Here is a 16,756-nt window from a genome sequence, read left to right on the forward strand (position 1 = left end):
CATGATAGATACCGATACCAGTATGACTGAAACAAATAACGATAATAAACAACAGGCTTCCTTGCTGAAGCGTATGTTGCCCCTGCTTATATTAGTTGTAGGCTTGGTTATCGTATATTCATTGGGATGGCATCAATATCTTAGTTTTGATGCGCTGAGAGAGAACAGAGAAGCCCTGAACGGATTCGTGGAAGACCGTGCGTTTGTCGCAATCGTGTCTTTTGTTGTTCTTTATACAGTGGCGATTGCCTTCTCTATTCCAGGTGGATCTTTCTTGACCATCGCTGGCGGGTTTCTCTTTGGGACCTGGTTCGGCGGCACCTATGCGGTTATTGCGGCGACTATTGGTTCAACCTTGGTATTCTTGGCTGCTAAAACTGCATTCCGGGATATTCTGCGTGAGAAAGCACAGGGGTACCTGAAGAAAATGGAAGAGGGATTCCATGAGAATGAGTTGAGTTATCTTCTGGTTCTTAGATTGGTACCTTTGTTCCCGTTTTGGCTGGTCAATCTGGTTCCTGCATTTGTGGGCGTTTCACTGCGGAATTATATTGTTGCGACATTTATTGGTATTATTCCCGGAACCTTTGTCTATGCATCTGTCGGGAATGGTCTGGACGCTTTGTTCCGGAGTGGTGGCACGCCAGATTTGGGCATTATCCTAAAACCAGAGATACTTTTGCCAATTCTAGGGCTGGCGTTACTGTCTCTCATTCCTGTCCTTTACAAAAAATTCTACAAAAAGAAACAGACCTAAATTTCGACGCTAACGGGTCATTGAAGTTGCTTGGTAAATTTCAGGTAAGTTGTTTGGGGTGTTGCTGATCAACTTATTTGGGGTAGAGAGCGGCGTGTTGTGTATAGTTTGCAAAAAGACGCACATATGGGGAATAACATGATCAAAACAGATATCTGCGTTATCGGTGGCGGATCGGCAGGTTTATCTATAGCCGCTGGCGCTGTTCAAATGGGTGCTGATACGGTTCTTGTTGAAGCGGGCAAAATGGGTGGTGATTGCCTGAATTACGGCTGTGTTCCCTCTAAAGCTTTGCTCACAGCTGGAAAGGTTGCGCGGAGTTGGAAAAAATCACCTGAATTCGGCGTTAATTACGAAGCTCCAGCGGTGGATTTTCAGAAAGTCCATGATCATGTGAAAGCAGTAATTGCAGATATAGAGCCACATGATTCGGTGGAACGTTTTGAATCGCTGGGTGTCAAAGTTATCCAAGCGCCAGGACAGTTTGTCGATGCCAAAACTTTAAAGGCTGGCGATGCGACAATTCAAGCACGGCGCTTTGTTATCGCAACGGGCTCTCGTGCAATGGTGCCGCCAATTGAGGGAATTGAGAATGTCCCGTTCCTGACCAACGAATCAGTTTTTGATCTAACAGATCTGCCAAAAAAAATCATCGTTGTTGGTGGCGGTCCAATTGGGTGCGAATTGGGGCAAGCCTTTCGTAATCTGGGAAGCGATGTCTCTATTGTTGAGATGGCAAGCATCATGCCCAAGGATGATCCTGATCTGATCTCTGTTATTCGTGATCGTCTAGAGGGTGATGGTATCTCTCTCTTGGAGCAAACCAAGGTTCTTTCTGCAAGTAAGACCGTAGAGGGTGTCAGTCTTCGTGTCGAAACCAATGGCGAACAACGCGAAATCAACGGAACACATCTTCTGTTGGCTGCAGGGCGCATTCCAAATCTTGAAAAGCTTGGCCTTGAGGCTGCTGGGGTCAACTATGAGCGGCAGGGTATAACTGTTGATAAAGGCCTTCGAACGTCCAACAGGAAGATCTATGCCGCAGGAGATGTAACAGGTGGATATCAGTTTACGCATATGGCGGCCTATGATGCGGGTATTATTATCCGAAGCGCTTTGTTTCGATTGCCAGCAAAGGTTTCATACAACGCGGTACCGTGGGTAACTTATACAGATCCTGAACTGGCCCACGTTGGACTATCTGAAACGGATGCGAAAAAGCAGGGTGTTCAGTACAAGGTTCTTAACTGGTCTTTTGCGGATAATGACCGCGCCCGGGCAGAACGTCGAACTGAGGGCAAGATCAAAGTGATTACAAGTCAGAAAGGTAAAATTCTGGGGGCATCTATTGTAGGGCTTCAGGCTGGCGAATTGATATTGCCTTGGGGGCTTGCCTTGTCCAAAGGAATGAAAATTGGCGACATGGCAAATGTGATTGCTCCTTATCCAACCCTTTCTGAAGTGAGCAAGCGCGTGGCAGGAAGCTACTATACAGAATCGCTCTTTAGTGATCGTGTGAAGAAGGTTGTTCGTTTCCTTGCCAAATTTGGATAAGCTTCACTTAATCTTTAAATGAGATAGTGATCCCATGGCCGGAAAAATTCAACTGCCTCCCTTTATTACCAGTTTGTCGGCAAAGCTTCTGGTTTTGACAGCGATCTTTGTTCTATTGGCTGAAATCCTTATTTTTGCGCCATCCATTGCCCGGTTTCGCCTGGTTTATCTTCAAGAGCATCTGGCGGATGCGCACCTTGCCATTCTTGCATTGGACGCAACCGATGACATGATGGTGAGCGAAGATCTGGAAAAAGAACTTCTGAGTCACGTGAATGCCTTGGCGGTAGCTTTGCAGAGGCCAGGACAGGGAAAACTCAAACTGATGAGCAGCGCGGAAGTCGAAATTGATGCAACTTATGATCTAAGGGAAGAGAGTTTCTTTGGTTTGATCAAGGATGCTTTTGTTGCGCTGGGCCAGACGCGCCATAGAGTCTTGCGAATCGTAGGTCCTTCGCCAAAGAATGGTGATGTCCTTGTCGAAGTGGTGATGAGTGAAACACCCATGCGTTGGGATATGTATGAATATTCCTGGCGTATTTTGGCACTTTCTCTCGGCATTGCGTTGATGACTGCAGCGCTTGTTTTTATCAGCCTGCATTGGCTAATGGTGCAGCCTTTACGGCGAATTACCCGTAGTATGATCCGCTTTCGTGATGCGCCGGAAGATGCAACGCAAATTATCAGGCCTTCGACACGTACAGATGAAGTGGGGGTTGCCGAATCCGAATTGGCATCCATGCAGGTGTCTTTGCAGTCTTCTTTGGGGCAGAAAACCAGATTGGCGGCGATTGGGACGGCTGCGGCCAAGATAAATCACGATTTGAGAAATGGTTTGGCAACCGCTCGCCTTATTTCTGATCGCTTGAATAGGAGTGAAGATCCCGAGGTTCGTGAAGTCGCACCGGTTTTACTCGCGGCAATTGATCGGGCCGTGCATATTTGTGGGCAGATGCTGAATTTCTCCAAAGAGGGGTCGCCTCAGCTTGATATTGTGAATTTTGATCTTCATGAATTGGCTGGTGAGGTTGCTGATACACTCCAAGTTGCCGAATCCGTTGATATCAAAGTGCAAAATCATATTCCTCCGGGAACAAGTGTTTCCGGTGACTGGGAACAGCTTTATCGAGTTTTCGAGAATCTTGCCCGGAATGCAGAGCAAGCCGGGGCTAAAACCGCTGAAATTCGATTACAGACTGAGTTGGATTGCTTGATTGTCTCAATTGCGGATGATGGCCCCGGAATTCCGCCGGAAATTAGATCTAACCTTTTCAAACCTTTCAAAGGTTCTACGCGTAAAAATGGGTCCGGCTTAGGTCTTGCTATTACCCGTGATTTAATGCGCGCACACGGCGGGGATATCTGGCTCGATGTTTCCGAGTTGGGCGGAGCCTGCTTCTGTTTAGAGCTTCCCATCAAGTCCAGTGTCTCGAGCTCTAAGTCACAGATGTTCGGCTAATTTTTAACTATGAGAGTTCGATATTCATAAGAAACTGATTATCACCAAACGTTTCTATAATTTTCCAATTCATTGCTCGGTATATTTCGGGTGTAAGAGTGTATAGGAATAGTTGCTTCTCGCCTCGATCACGTGCGGTTTTTTCGGCAAATTTTACTAACTGTCGAGCAACGCCTTTGCGTCGATGGCAAGGATCAACATATACAGCAGCCAACCATGGACGGTGTCGTTTGTAATCTTCGTGATCGTTTTCAATCAAGAGGGCTGTCCCGACAGCCTTGTTCCCCGATAAAGCGGACAAAAGCTTGTTCAATATTATTGTCCTCGGTCATCGCGTGATAGCTTTTGAGAACGGTTTCCTTCGTCCAGCCGTAACTCTTTCCCCAGGTTATGTATTCCCAATCAGCACAGATCTCGACGCAATCTGGATGATTGCGAAGGAAATCTATGCTGACTGTCTCGGGGGGTGTCCCTGGAATTGTCCCTGGAATTGTCCCTGGAATTGTCATGAGGGTTAATCCAGTGTGTAGAGTTGAAGTTTTAGATATTCAGATTCGGGCAAAAAGGGATGCACGGGATGATCTGGTCCGGCACCCCTAGTGAAGAGCAGACGAGATTTTCTGTTTGCATCCAGAAGTCCTTTGCGTGTTTGATCCGCAAAGTTGTCGATATCCATGTGGTGAGAACATGACGCAACAACCAAATATCCACCAGACTTAACAAGCTTTGCAGCCAGTCTGGCAAGCTTTCTATAACCTTTCGACCCCTGCTGGATATCTTTTTTACTTTTCACAAAAGCCGGGGGATCGACAATAACAAGGTCAAAGCTTTCTCCATCATTTGCCAGTTTGGCAAGATGATTGAAGACTTCGGCTTTTACAAAGGTGCACTTATCAGCAACGCCGTTTTCGGCTGCTGCTTTGGCAGCCAAGTCCAGTGCCGTTTGGCTGCGATCGACTGTTGTGACTGATTTTGCGCCTGCCAATGCGGATTGGACTGTGAAGCCACCAGCAAAGGAATAACAATCGAGGACATCCGCGTCCTTGGCAAAGCGGGCGGCGAGCTTTCTGTTATCACGCTGATCAAAGAACCATCCGGTTTTCTGACCTTCCTGAAGCTCTGCAAAGAATGTGGCATCGTGCTCAATAACTTTGATCGGACCATTTAATTCGCCTTTGACCACTTTGTCATAGCACTCGAGTCCTTCCAGTAAGCGGGAAGGGGTATCGTTGCGAAGAACAACTGTTTTGGGCTCCAGTACACGATCAAGAGCAGTAAGCAATGCAGTGAGTAAATTTTCTATACCTGCTGTATTTACCTGTAAGACAAGTGTATCCCCATAACGGTCAATAATTGTTCCCGGAATGCCATCCGCTTCGGCGTGTATCAGGCGATAGTAAGGGACATTAAACAGGGTTTCGCGAAGCGAGAGCGCTTTTTGCAGAATTTCTGTGAAGAAGTCTTCATCGATAATCGTTTTAGCGCTAGGGCTAAGCAAGCGGGCAGAAATCAGTGGCTGACGATTATAGATTGCTGTGCCCAGTGGTTGCCCGTCATTGGCTTCAATTCTGACGATTGTGCCGGCCGGGATCTGTTTTGTTTCTGCACTGACCTCAATTTCGTTGGAAAAAACCCAGGGGTAACCATTCAACAGTCGCTTCTGTGCCTTTGGTCTCAGGCGAATGGTGGGACGTTGTTTGAGATCGAGAGCAGCGCTCATAATAATACTTTCTTTCGTGTGTGAATTTCACGGCAGTCTAGTCAAATCTGCCGTACCTGCAAGCTAAGGCTTATAAGTCAGTATAGCGGATGGTGGGGAATAGGTGGAATTGTTGCGGTGCAATAAGTGCTTTGTTAGGATTTACGGCAAAGCTGTTTGTGTCGCGATTGACGTTTGTTTATAAGGTCGCGCAAGTATTTCGTTTTAAGGTAATGCCCCCTTATCAGGGTTTAATGGGAAGAGTAATGCGTATTGTAAAGTCCAAACGGGATCTTCGCGCTCTGGTTTCTGGCTGGAAGACTGATAAACAGGAAATTGGCGTGGTGATGACCATGGGGGCACTGCATGAGGGGCACCTCTCTCTCGTTGATGCTGCAAAAACGGATAATGATCGCGTTATCGCTACGATTTTTATTAATCCAAGACAGTTTGATAATAAGGCGGATCTGGATACCTATCCTGTGGATACTGATGCTGATCTTAAAAAGCTTGAAGATGCGGGTGTAGACTTGGTCTACTTGCCGCAGGTTGATGAAATTTACCCCAAAGGTTACAGCACGACAGTTGCAGTTGGCAGCATGCAGGACTGCCTTTGTGGAGCAACGCGTCCCGGCCATATGGACGGGGTTACAACAGTTGTCTCAAAGCTGCTTATTCAGACATCGCCTGATCGGGCCTATTTTGGGCAAAAGGATTTTCAGCAGTATCTATTGATTCAACGTGTCGCCAGTGATCTCGACTTGAACGTTGATGTGATCGGTGTACCGACAGTGCGTGAAGACGATAATCTGGCCCTGTCTTCCCGGAATCGCAGATTATCAGAAGAACAGCGCATTATTGCACCAACCCTATATAAAGTAGAGAGCACCATAGCGGATTTGATTCGTCAGGGCGAAGCCGTTGACCATGTCCTGGAGTGGGGGCGAAAGGTTATTCTGGATAGCGGATTTGATCGAATCGATTATCTCGAGATCAGATCAGAAGAGGATCTTGAGCTTTTGGGTGATGTTACCGATAGGGATAATCTTTTGGGCGGACGTGTTTTTGTCGCTGCCTGGCTTGGCAATACCCGGCTGATTGATAACTATCCAATCAGCCGGTAGAGCCGAATATTTTACCACCCAGGAATCTACGCTGAAATTTAGTCGTATTTACCCTGAACCAGTGGTGGAACAGTCTGTAGGGCAAGGTCCCAAGGAAAGTAAATCCAGGTATCTTGGCTGACTTCTGTAATGAAGCTATCAACGATATCACGACCGGCAGGTTTGGCGTAGAGGGTCGCGAAGTGAGCATCTGGCATCATCTCCCGCACGGCGCGAGCCGTTTTCCCTGTGTCCACCAAGTCATCAACAATCAACCAGCCTTTGCTTTCTTTTGGCGAGTCTTTCAGAACTTTAAGCTCTCCCTGTTTGTTGTCGCTGGAATAGCTTACGATACAAACGGTGTCGATAAGACGAATATCCAGTTCGCGTGCGATAATAGCCGCAGGAACCAGCCCGCCACGGGTAACAGCAAGAATGCCTTCAAAAGGTCCTTCGTTCATCAGACGCCATGACAAGGCTTTGGCATCACGGTGTAATTGCTCCCAAGATACGGGAAAAGTTTTTGGTTGTTCGGACACGGTTTTCGACTCCAATTTCAAATGATGCCGGAATAAAGCAGAACTGGCGAAAAATCTCAACCTTTAGAAGGGCAAACCTCGTCTACCCAGGCTGCAATGCTAGAAAATTAGTGTAACAGAGGTGCTGCAATGGATGAAAGAGAGCTTATGGCAAGGATTGAAAAGGCAATTGTCCGCAGTTTTTCCGGGGAAAAAGCATGGCCCAGTTTGACGCCTAAATGAGAGCCCAGCGCGATCAAGGGAGAGAAAGCTAGGCCGTAAAACATAGGGGAAAAGACGCTGTCACCAAGCACGAAGTAGAGTAGGACTGCATTTATTGGGGCGGATGCGAGAAAGCTGGCAAAAAGAAAGCTTCTTATTTGTCCATTGGTCCATTTATGGGCCATGACCCATAAAACAATTGGAGGACCACCTACAGCAATGAGGCCTGCGGTATAGCCACTGGCGCCAAACGCAAGAAAGGTCCAAACAGGATGGAGCTTTTCTTTTGGAGTTGGCCTGACGAGGAGCTGAAGGCCTACAATTCCGAGAATCAGAATACCGACCAGCTGTTCTATCTGGGCTTTGTCGATAGTCGTCGTGATATAACCAAGAGAGAGAATACCCAATGGAAGGGTGATATACCTGATAATTGACCCTTTTATGAGAGGTTCGTACTGGATGTGATCATGCAACTTGTATACGCCAACAAGAAGCTGTGCGAGTCCGGCAGTTAAAAGCAGTGGTACAATTATTGTCAGTTCAATACCGAGCAAGGTCAGGAAAGTTAGGGCAATCAGCCCAAAAGCAAATCCCACAGCCCCTTGTATCAAACTGGATATAAACAGGATAAGGGCGACAAAGGGTAATAGATCTGGAGACAAGGTAGAATCCAAGCTGCTAAATGAATAATTAATCAGGGGTATATCGTGGGCATGCTCTGTCGTATTTTTTCAGGCTGGTCAATAGTCTTTAGAGGGAAGAGGCATTGCGGAAGTTTGTATCGTTCCGATAGTAGGCAAAAAGGAGGAGGCAGATTTCTCATAAACTTATGTTTTTTTTGGTGCCAGTAACTTTGGGATGCGAGTATCTAGCCACAAAAAAAAGCGGCATCAAATAATGATACCGCTTTTTTATAATTATTAGATTCTGTTACCGAAGGTAAACATGAACCTCTGGAACCTGGGCACCCGGGTTACTGGTTGATGAAAGCGATACGTGAGAAGCAGGCAAGCCAAGCTTCGTCAAAGAGCGCATAACATCTTCACCGTATTTGCGAGATTTGCTTGTTGCCAATGCAACTTGAGCTGAGTTCCCACGAGCCGGTGCAACCGTTACCAAGTCAAAAGCTGAACTTGGGCGACGGTCCAGTGCGCGGCTTACGGCAGTGAAAAGTGCCTGTTCATAATTTACATTTGGTTGATCAAAACGAATGATCGCCAAAGGTGGTTGGCGACCAACAAGGCCAGCTGATCCACCTGGTGGAGGAGGAACAGGAAGGCCAAATGTTCTGCTGCCAAGATTACCACCGATGAATTCACCGTTATCAACTGCGACTTGAAGAGCAGTCAGATTTGTACGTTCAGCAGAGAAGTAGTTCTGCGTACGTGCAATATCTTCGGTTAGCTCGTTCATAAGGCGATCGAGAATAACAACGGTTTGATTGGCTTCATCTTCCAGAACAGCAAGCTGTCTGTGATCTTCGTCCAAAGCGCCACGCAGTTCGTAGGTAGATTTCGCTGAATCCAGAACAAACGCTGCAAGCGCGGAAGTCGATCCGGCCTCGTTTGAAAGGCTGTTCAAGTTGGTGATACTTGCACCAACGGCTTCGAGTTCTTGCTGGGCTTTATTCCAGCCGTTCACCATCTGCGGGTTACCCGGCGTGGTGCCAACCTGAAGACGTGTATTCATTGCGGCAATAATGGAATGATAAGTTCCGGCACTGCTGCGCGCGTTGTTACGCTGTGTCTGCAAGTTATTATTATGATGTATCAAGCGAGCCTGAAGTCTCGAAAGATCACCGCGCAGCTCTTCAACCTTTTTACCAACATGCGTTCCTGTTGGTTGACCTGGAGTAACACCAGGAGATTCAAAAATGGTTGAGCCTAATAAGGGCAAGCCAGAGATGTTATCGGTTACAACTGTATCAGGAACGACAGGTGCCTCTGCAGCATTCGTCGTTGCTTCTTCCGCAGTTTCTTCCCCGACAATAGAAGGCCACAAGGCTTCTTCGGTGAAAGAACAACCATTTAATAACATCACCGCAGCCAAGGCTGTAACGGTATTACGCAAAACAGAGGATTTAATGGATCCCATTGACAAGTCCGCACTGTTGATTGTGATCAGCCAAATATATCTTCTCTCAAATCTAGTATTATTACTATAATTGATACGGGAAAAACGCCCGAAAAGATACACGAGTTGACCAACCCCCCAAAATACTTAGGCCAGATACTACTTGAAGGGAGTCTCAGGGACAAGAGTTTTCCCACCAAGTAATTGATAGTTAGGCATGAGATTAAAAAAAAATACGAATCTGCGATTTAGGGCTTGCGTCCTCACAGAAGCAGGAGTAAGTTCCGCCTCGTTTTCAGGGATCTACTCTGGAAACGCTTTGAAACGCACCCGTAGCTCAATTGGATAGAGCACTTGACTACGAATCAAGAGGTTTCAGGTTCGAGTCCTGACGGGTGCGCCATTCTGATGAAGCTCGGCCTAAAGCCGGGCTTTTTTCGTATCTGCTACTTGTGCTTTTTTCTCCTCGCTCATTGTAAATTGACTGTTGTATCTGATCAAAACGAAAATTTTTGTTTGCGATTCATATCGCGGCTTTTTTTTATGCCCAGCTTCGGGCTATAAGTCTTGCATCACACTATAAGGCAGATATTTCTGCTATAGTTTCGTAATAAGACAGTTTTGAAGAAGCTTGCGAGGTTAATTTGTCCGCTTACGACCTGTCGGGTTTGAATGTAATGGTTATCGATGACAGTGTGCATATGCTGCGCATTGTGAAGACGATTTTCAACGCGATGGGGATCTTTAATGTCCAATATATTCGTGATGTAGAGGCCGCCAGGGCAGAATTAAAATTTAAGAAACCGGATATTATAATCACGGACTGGGAAATGGAGCCTGTGAATGGCTTGGAATTTACCCGTGATCTTAGGAAAGAGGGCGGCTTTTTTAGTCGTGTACCTATTATCCTTTTAACAGGGCATACTGAATATGAACGCGTGATGGAGGCAATTCAATCTGGCGTTAGTGATGTTCTGGCGAAACCTGTCTCAATTGAAATCCTTCACCGACGGCTATGCCGGATTGTAGATATTTCGTCCATGTCTGTTGCTGATGATTCCGACGATGAAGAATTTTTAGAAATAGGGTAATAGCTTCAACCGCTTGTTCGTATAAGCTGATGGCGTGTTTTATTTTTTGTTCTTCTTGTTTCTCACAAATCCTATTTTACTTGAGGCCACTCAATGAGTGCAGAGCAGTATTGGAAAGATAAGCGGATTCTTGTGACCGGTGGTGCCGGATTCATAGGCGCAGAGATCGTTCGTCAGCTAAGTTATTTAAATGTCGAAAAAATTGTTGTTTTGGATAAGTTGACCTACGCAGCTGATCTCTGCAGGTTGGAAAGCTTTCAAGACTGTTTTTCTTTAAAGAAGGTTGCCCTTGAAAATAGCGAAGCCGTTAAGGATGCATACAATGAGGCTCAACCGGATATTGTGATTCACGCAGCTGCAGAAAGTCATGTGGATCGGTCAATTGATGGCCCGGGTGATTTTGTACAGAGCAATATCGTCGGAACATTCAACCTTTTACACACAGCGTTGAATTTTTGGCGTGAAAAAGAAAAGCCGAACCAGTTTCGCTTTCTCCATATTTCAACTGATGAAGTTTATGGATCGCTTGGCGAGAATGGCTTTTTTAGTGAAAAAAGCTCGTATGATCCTAGGTCACCTTATTCAGCATCTAAAGCGGCATCAGATCACTTGGCGAAAGCGTGGTGGCATACCTATGGATTGCCAACAATTACGACAAACTGTGGCAATAACTATGGGCCATGGCAATTTCCGGAGAAATTGATTCCCTTGATGGTTGCCAATGCGATCGATGGCAAAGCATTACCTCTTTATGGTGACGGGAGTCAGATTCGAGAGTGGATACATGTTGCCGATCATGTTGAAGCTTTGCTTCTGGCCTTGGAGAAAGGTGATGTTGGCGAAACATATTTAATCGGATCAGGAGAAGAGCAATCAAATCGGTCTGTGGTCGCGGGGATTTGCGATCGCATGGACCAGATTTATTCAGATCGTGCGCCCTTTTCCGGTTTGATTAAAAGTGTTGAAGATCGCCCCGGACACGATCAGCGTTATGCTCTTGATGCTTCTAAATTTAATGCAAAAACGGGTTGGCTTCCCAAGGTCGCTTTCGACCAGGGCTTGGTTGATACCGTTGATTGGTATGTTGAAAACCAATTCTGGTGGCGCCGGATTCAGACTGAAACATATAGTCAGGAAAGACTGGGCGTTATTCAAAAGTGAAGCCGGTAATGATCAGATAAATTTAAGATGAGATAAATATCTGTCATTACCGTTTTAGAAGCTGGTATATTTGATGTTTTAAGCTGCTTCGGGGTCCGATGACAGTGCTTGCTCTGACAAGACTCTGCACAGCATGCTTAAAGCGTCCTGATGTTTTTCATTCTTAATATTAGTGAAGTTCCGGGCCAGGTCCAGGCACATGCGCTGTCGTTCGCTAACAGCATCTTGATTGTTATCCAGTCCTTCGTAAAAAAAACTTACTTCAACACCAAGTACCTGAGAAATCTCGAACAGGCGTCCTGCAGAGACCCGGTTTATACCGCGTTCATATTTATGGGCCTGTTGATATGTAACCCCGATTAAATCTGCCAGCTGCTGCTGAGTCAGACCCAACATGGTTCTGCGTTCGCGTATTTTTTGCCCTACATGGTTTTCAATACGATGTGTGTTAGACGAATTTTTTTTTACACTAGTCACTAAACTTACTCACTTAAACCAATGCTTACATAGCAGGTGTTTACATTATTTTTAGTGTGAAATAGACCTTTTGAGAATAGATTTCAATAGATGCTGTATAAAATATTTAAAAAATAATATTTTATACTTATTTTGGGTGTGTATTAACTTATCGTTAACTAATATTAATGAGCTGATTTGTTTTTGATATTAAGTATGTTGGTTTTTATTGTCTTTACTTATTTTACGAACCGTTTAGCGTAATTTGTTTACTTGCTATGTATTATATTTGGTTTTCTAAGGGTTTGTTCCCAAAGAAAAAATAAGTTTCTTGCAACTCAGTTGCAAAAAGCCAATATACAAAAACAATAGTTTGTTTTTCTGCGATTAATTCTGAGTAAGATTCAGTATTCGTTAATGACTCAATCGCTATTATTTAATGAAATTTAACGTGAATATCAGTGTGTCGTACGGGTATTTATAGTTGTCAATCTTCAGGTAGGAGTAGACAGACCGTGCTCCGGTCCGCTCGTGATAATAATATAGATCTTTCTCTTCTGGATCAGATGACGACCGCATTGGAGTCATCTGGCGATGTCATGTACGAATGGGACTTGGCAACAGATAGCCTGTTGTGGTTGGGCAGAGCAGCGTCACTTTTTGGTCTGGAAGACAATTTGATTCCAGCTACCGGCGAGACCTACCATAACCGTATTAATCCAGAAGACCTTCCCGCAAGGATGCGGAACTTGACGGATCACTTTGCTGGTGAAGCCTATTACGATTGTGAATATCGCATCCGTGACGGGGCCGGTAATTTCCAATGGGTTCATGACCGTGGGGCTGTTGATGTTTCCACCACGGGAGCACCTACGCGACTTACAGGCGTGTTGCGTCCTGTAACGGTGAAGAAACAGGCAGAAGCACGGCTTGAATATCTGGCGAGTTATGATGAGCTTTCTGGACATTTTAATAAGCTGAGATTGCGGGAGTCTCTCGATTTCTCGTTGGAACAGGCTATTCGTTATAGCAATGTCGGGGCATTTTTGGCCGTTGGTGTTGATCACCTTGGGATGATTAATACAGCCTATGGCTTTGAAGCTGGTGATGCTGTCCTGGTTGAAGTTGGCGAACGACTGGATAAAAGCATCCGCGGTGCAGATATTGTTGGCCGTCTCGGCGGTGATCGATTCGGTGTGATTATGAGTGTTGCTTCTCATGAAGAAGCGGATGCTATTGCAGACCGGATCTTGCAAACGGTTCGTGAGACGCCTTTTGAAATCAATAACGAACGTATCTATGTGACTGTCTCGGTTGGCTTTGTCGACTTTCCGGAGCAAACGAAAACAAGCTTTGATGCTTTTGCCAAGGCAGAGAGTGCTTTGCTGGATGCAAAATCAAACGGACGAGACTGTGTTAAGCCCTACAAATTGACAACGGAACAATGCGAGAATTACCGAACCAGTATGATTATTGGTGAGGAAGTGAAGCTTGCTCTGAAAGAAGACCGTATTGCTTTGGCTTATCAACCGATTGTGGATTCTGAAAGCCACGAACTGGTTTTGGTCGAAGCTCTTTTACGTATGTTTGATCGCGATGGCAAAGTTGTACCAGCGGGCAGGTTCATTCCGGTTGTTGAACAACTGGGTATGATGCGGGTTATTGATCGCAGGGTGTTGGAACTCGCTTTGGAGGATCTTGCGCGTTATCCGAATATTACGATGTCTTTGAATATATCAGGCTTAACGGCATCAGATCGTAGCTGGTTAAGAGCCTTGTCTTCGCGTGTGAAGTCGCGGCCAGATATTGCCAAGCGCCTGATTGTAGAGATCACGGAAACAGCAGCGCTTCATGATTTGGAAGAATCGGCACGCTTTGTTTCTGCTGTTCGGCAGTTAGGATGCAAGGTCGCGATTGATGATTTTGGGGCGGGATATACGACATTCAGGCACCTGAAGACTCTAACGGTAGATATCATCAAAATTGATGGCTCTTTTATAGCCGGTATTCTGGATAATGAAGAGAACCAGATCTTTGTTCGAAATCTGCTTGGCTTGGCAAAAGCGCTGAACCATACAACAATTGCCGAGTTCGTTGAAACTGCGGAAGAAGCAGCATTTCTTTCCCGCGAGGGCATTGATTTGCTTCAGGGATTTTATTTCGGAAAACCGGAAATCAATCCTGGCTGGCTTGTTGAGAATACAGCTTCGAAGAAGCCAATCGTTTTTCCTGGTTAACGTCCGCGTGCTTAGCAAAAATAAAAGGGCTCCGATGATATTCGGAAGCCCTTTTTGATCTGGTTTATCGATCGTTCTTCTATCCGTTATTTCTTTTTGCTGAGGGCATCAAGTTGCTTTTGCAGCTGTTCAACCTGTGTTTTCAGATTGTCGAACCCGCCGTTATCAGCCTGAGGCGCGGCCTGTTTTTCAACCGGCTCTTCTGCGGTTTCTGTCGAAGACGGCTTGGCACCTTGGAAGGGTGTTAACATTTGCATGGCATTTTCAAAAAGGGCCATGTTTTGTTTGTTCATCTCATCCAGATTGCCAAAGGGAAAAATGCCGCCAAAGGTCTCTTGCATAGACTGGCGCATTTTATCCTGATTTTCTGAAAAGCCTTCCATCATGTGTTCCAGATATTTAGGAACAACCCACTGCATAGAATCGCCATAAAGGCTGATCAGCTGACGCAAGAAGGAAATGGGCAGTAGATTTTGCCCTTTGGCTTCTTCTTCTACAATGATCTGGGTTAAGACTGATCGTGTAATGTCATTTCCAGATTTTGCATCATAGACAACAAACTCGACATCGTCTTTGACCATCTGACACAAGTGATCAAGAGTGACGTAACTGCTTGTTGCTGTGTTGTACAGACGTCTGTTTGCATATTTTTTTATGACGATTGCGTCGTCGGTATTCCCTGATTTTGAGGTCGCCAAGATCCTCGCCTCCAATGCTTATTATATCCGCCAGTTTCTAGTGCTGGCTCATTGCTGTTTGTGCACTGCTTATTAAATATTGCTGCGCTGCGATGGTCTCTGTCAATGAATAGGGCGTAAAAGCCTTAAAAAAAGAGAATTTTTTGTCTATTTTTCTCATTGCTTGTGCGAATATAGCTTTTAGCCAACGCAATACGAATGCGTATATTATGTGAGAGAGGGCTTCTTGGACAGAGAAAAAGACATTGATCTGCTTGCTGATGAGTATTTGGATTTATGGATTACCCATCTTTCCAGGCTACAGCTTACGCCATGGCATTTGATGGAAAATTTGTCGGCCGATCTGGATCCGAGCATAATTGATCTGTACAGACAGTGGGAAGCTTTCTACCATAATACTTATCGTCCAGGTGCAACGGAGGGGACTAATCCTTTCCAAATGATGTTGAAACAAGGTCTGGGGCAAGAAAAAGGGACTGAAGCTGGTGGGAACCAATCGCAAGACAAGTCCGATTCCGTTGCCAATGCACACGATGTCTGCCCTGATGACATTGCAGAGCTCAAAACTCGGCTTAGGGATCTTACAAGACAAATTGCCGAGTTCGAAGCTGGTTCCAAAGATTCCGGAAACGATGAAGGCACAAATCGCGGATAAGATCGCAGGATCAGATCCGTTGGAATTTCCACAGGCGATAGATCGTGCCATTGCGCGCCGATTTTCTTTCTATCAAGAAGGCATCAAAAAATATCAGGATTCTGATTTTGTAAATACGCGAAATGAAATGCCTGTTGTTTGGTCGAAAGGTTCCGCTTCTCTTTTGGATTATTCGGAAGGAAAGGGAGGATACCCTCTCTTTATTATTCCTTCTCTGGTTAATCGCTATTACATTCTCGATTTAATGCGAGAGAACAGCTTTCTCAGATGGCTAACCAAGGAAGGATGGGCACCGTATGTTATGGACTGGGGGCAACCCGGTGTGGCAGAAAATGATTTCGGGCTTGAAGAGTATATTATTCAATACTTACAGCCTGCTTTAAAAAAGATTGCAGTACAATCAGATCAAAAACCAATAGTTGTTGGCTATTGTATGGGGGGGACCTTAGCGACGGCTCTGACTGTTTTAAGCCAGTCGATGATCCGCTCGTTGGTCTTGATTGCCAGTCCATGGGATTTTCACGAAGGTGAAGACGAAAGAGCTGTTCAGCAGGGGGCGTGGCTTCAATGTATTTTGCCCTCGGTTCAGGCTATCGGACATCTGCCGAGTGAAGTACTACAAGGTTTGTTTGCCTCGCTAGACCCTACATTGTCTTTGCGAAAGTTTTCGGGTTTCAGGTCGCTTGATGATAACACAGAGCAAGCCAGAACCTTTATATCTTTGGAAGATTGGCTGAACGATGGTGTGCCTCTTACACAGAAAGTTGCCAAAGATTGCCTTCAGGGATGGTATGGAGAAAATTTAACTGAAAAAGGTCTCTGGTCTATTGCAGGTGAGGCGATTACCCTAGACAGAGTACAATTGCCAACACTATCTGTTGTGTCTGATAATGATCGTATTGTCCCAAAAGCTTCGTCTCTTGCTGCGGCGGAATTAATCGCGAATAGCACCGTTCTTTCTACCTCTTTGGGGCACATTGGTATGATGGTTAGTCGCGGCGCACAATTAAAATCATGGATTCCAGTGTCTGGCTGGATGAAACAAATAATAGCATAAAAATGCAATATAATTT

The 16,756-nt window shown here is 45.5% G+C and carries 17 protein-coding genes and 1 tRNA gene; 10 read left to right on the forward strand and 8 right to left on the reverse strand.

The annotated features are described in order from the left end of the window. Positions 1-22: 22 nt before the first annotated feature. The 3 genes from BKB51_RS09855 to BKB51_RS09865 all read left to right on the forward strand — a co-directional run bounded on the left by BKB51_RS09855 (position 23) and on the right by BKB51_RS09865 (position 3,770). Positions 23-757, forward strand: coding sequence for a TVP38/TMEM64 family protein (locus BKB51_RS09855; RefSeq protein ID WP_245813258.1), 735 nt, complete (start codon positions 23-25; stop codon positions 755-757). A 138-nt stretch (positions 758-895) separates the two neighbouring features. Beyond that, positions 896-2,311 (forward strand): dihydrolipoyl dehydrogenase family protein, encoded by a 1,416-nt coding sequence (locus BKB51_RS09860; protein WP_085900938.1) that lies wholly within the window; start codon positions 896-898, stop codon positions 2,309-2,311. 34 nt (positions 2,312-2,345) lie between these two features. Next, a complete protein-coding gene (locus BKB51_RS09865; RefSeq protein WP_085900939.1) occupies positions 2,346-3,770 on the forward strand; it encodes a two-component system sensor histidine kinase NtrB in 1,425 nt (474 codons plus the stop codon). A gap of 7 nt (positions 3,771-3,777) precedes the next feature. Here the strand turns inward: BKB51_RS09865 and BKB51_RS09870 are convergent, their stop codons facing one another. From BKB51_RS09870 to BKB51_RS09875, 3 genes are read right to left on the reverse strand one after another with little or no spacing between them, the layout of a single operon-like run. After that, entirely contained in the window at positions 3,778-4,029 is a 252-nt protein-coding gene (locus tag BKB51_RS09870) for a GNAT family N-acetyltransferase (RefSeq protein WP_245813259.1), read from the reverse strand. Continuing rightward, the gene (locus BKB51_RS20635; RefSeq protein WP_125911816.1) at positions 4,022-4,279 is read right to left on the reverse strand and encodes a hypothetical protein; all 258 of its coding nucleotides are present in this window, start codon (positions 4,277-4,279) and stop codon (positions 4,022-4,024) included. Before BKB51_RS20635 ends, BKB51_RS09870 begins: the two co-directional genes overlap by 8 nt. A gap of 5 nt (positions 4,280-4,284) precedes the next feature. Continuing rightward, positions 4,285-5,490: a class I SAM-dependent rRNA methyltransferase gene (locus tag BKB51_RS09875; RefSeq protein ID WP_085900941.1), complete on the reverse strand. Its 1,206-nt coding sequence runs from the start codon at positions 5,488-5,490 to the stop codon at positions 4,285-4,287. Between the two features lie 245 nt (positions 5,491-5,735). Here BKB51_RS09875 and panC point away from each other — a divergent pair, with 245 nt between their 5' ends. Further along, positions 5,736-6,593: a pantoate--beta-alanine ligase gene (panC, locus tag BKB51_RS09880; protein WP_085900942.1), complete on the forward strand. Its 858-nt coding sequence runs from the start codon at positions 5,736-5,738 to the stop codon at positions 6,591-6,593. A 38-nt stretch (positions 6,594-6,631) separates the two neighbouring features. Here the strand turns inward: panC and gpt are convergent, their stop codons facing one another. The 3 genes from gpt to BKB51_RS09895 form a co-directional block, all read right to left on the reverse strand. Further along, positions 6,632-7,111 (reverse strand): xanthine phosphoribosyltransferase, encoded by a 480-nt coding sequence (gpt, locus tag BKB51_RS09885; protein WP_085900943.1) that lies wholly within the window; start codon positions 7,109-7,111, stop codon positions 6,632-6,634. Between the two features lie 107 nt (positions 7,112-7,218). Further along, on the reverse strand, positions 7,219-7,974 hold the full coding sequence (locus BKB51_RS09890) for a TSUP family transporter (protein WP_158090195.1): 756 nt from the start codon (positions 7,972-7,974) through the stop codon (positions 7,219-7,221). A gap of 268 nt (positions 7,975-8,242) precedes the next feature. Then, positions 8,243-9,406, reverse strand: a complete 1,164-nt coding sequence (locus BKB51_RS09895; protein ID WP_085900945.1) for a hypothetical protein — start codon at positions 9,404-9,406, stop codon at positions 8,243-8,245. 305 nt (positions 9,407-9,711) lie between these two features. Between BKB51_RS09895 and BKB51_RS09900 the strand changes: the two genes are divergently transcribed. The 3 genes from BKB51_RS09900 (at position 9,712) to rfbB (ending at position 11,637) form a co-directional block, all read left to right on the forward strand. Next, a tRNA-Arg gene (locus BKB51_RS09900) sits at positions 9,712-9,788 on the forward strand. A gap of 274 nt (positions 9,789-10,062) precedes the next feature. Further along, on the forward strand, positions 10,063-10,476 hold the full coding sequence (locus BKB51_RS09905; RefSeq protein WP_085900946.1) for a response regulator: 414 nt from the start codon (positions 10,063-10,065) through the stop codon (positions 10,474-10,476). A 93-nt stretch (positions 10,477-10,569) separates the two neighbouring features. Continuing rightward, complete coding sequence (gene rfbB / locus BKB51_RS09910; RefSeq protein ID WP_085900947.1) at positions 10,570-11,637, forward strand: dTDP-glucose 4,6-dehydratase; 1,068 nt, start codon at positions 10,570-10,572, stop codon at positions 11,635-11,637. Positions 11,638-11,715: 78 nt separating this feature from the next. Here the strand turns inward: rfbB and BKB51_RS09915 are convergent, their stop codons facing one another. After that, a complete protein-coding gene (locus tag BKB51_RS09915; protein ID WP_085900948.1) occupies positions 11,716-12,114 on the reverse strand; it encodes a helix-turn-helix domain-containing protein in 399 nt (132 codons plus the stop codon). 494 nt (positions 12,115-12,608) lie between these two features. On the opposite strand from BKB51_RS09915, the gene BKB51_RS09920 reads away from it, so the two are divergent. Further along, positions 12,609-14,330 carry a putative bifunctional diguanylate cyclase/phosphodiesterase gene (locus BKB51_RS09920; RefSeq protein ID WP_085900949.1) on the forward strand — a complete coding sequence of 574 codons (1,722 nt, stop codon included), beginning with the start codon at positions 12,609-12,611 and terminating at the stop codon, positions 14,328-14,330. 86 nt (positions 14,331-14,416) lie between these two features. On the opposite strand, the gene phaR is transcribed toward BKB51_RS09920, so the two are convergent. Then, positions 14,417-15,028 (reverse strand): polyhydroxyalkanoate synthesis repressor PhaR, encoded by a 612-nt coding sequence (gene phaR / locus BKB51_RS09925; protein WP_085900950.1) that lies wholly within the window; start codon positions 15,026-15,028, stop codon positions 14,417-14,419. A gap of 226 nt (positions 15,029-15,254) precedes the next feature. Here phaR and BKB51_RS20745 point away from each other — a divergent pair, with 226 nt between their 5' ends. Both BKB51_RS20745 and BKB51_RS09930 read left to right on the forward strand, forming a co-directional pair. Continuing rightward, on the forward strand, positions 15,255-15,683 hold the full coding sequence (locus tag BKB51_RS20745; RefSeq protein ID WP_158090196.1) for a hypothetical protein: 429 nt from the start codon (positions 15,255-15,257) through the stop codon (positions 15,681-15,683). Next, positions 15,661-16,740 (forward strand): alpha/beta fold hydrolase, encoded by a 1,080-nt coding sequence (locus tag BKB51_RS09930; RefSeq protein WP_158090197.1) that lies wholly within the window; start codon positions 15,661-15,663, stop codon positions 16,738-16,740. The genes BKB51_RS20745 and BKB51_RS09930 overlap by 23 nt, the downstream gene beginning before the upstream one ends. Positions 16,741-16,756: the final 16 nt, after the last annotated feature.

The organism is Kiloniella majae, assembly GCF_002118315.1.
Classification (GTDB): domain Bacteria; phylum Pseudomonadota; class Alphaproteobacteria; order Kiloniellales; family Kiloniellaceae; genus Kiloniella; species Kiloniella majae.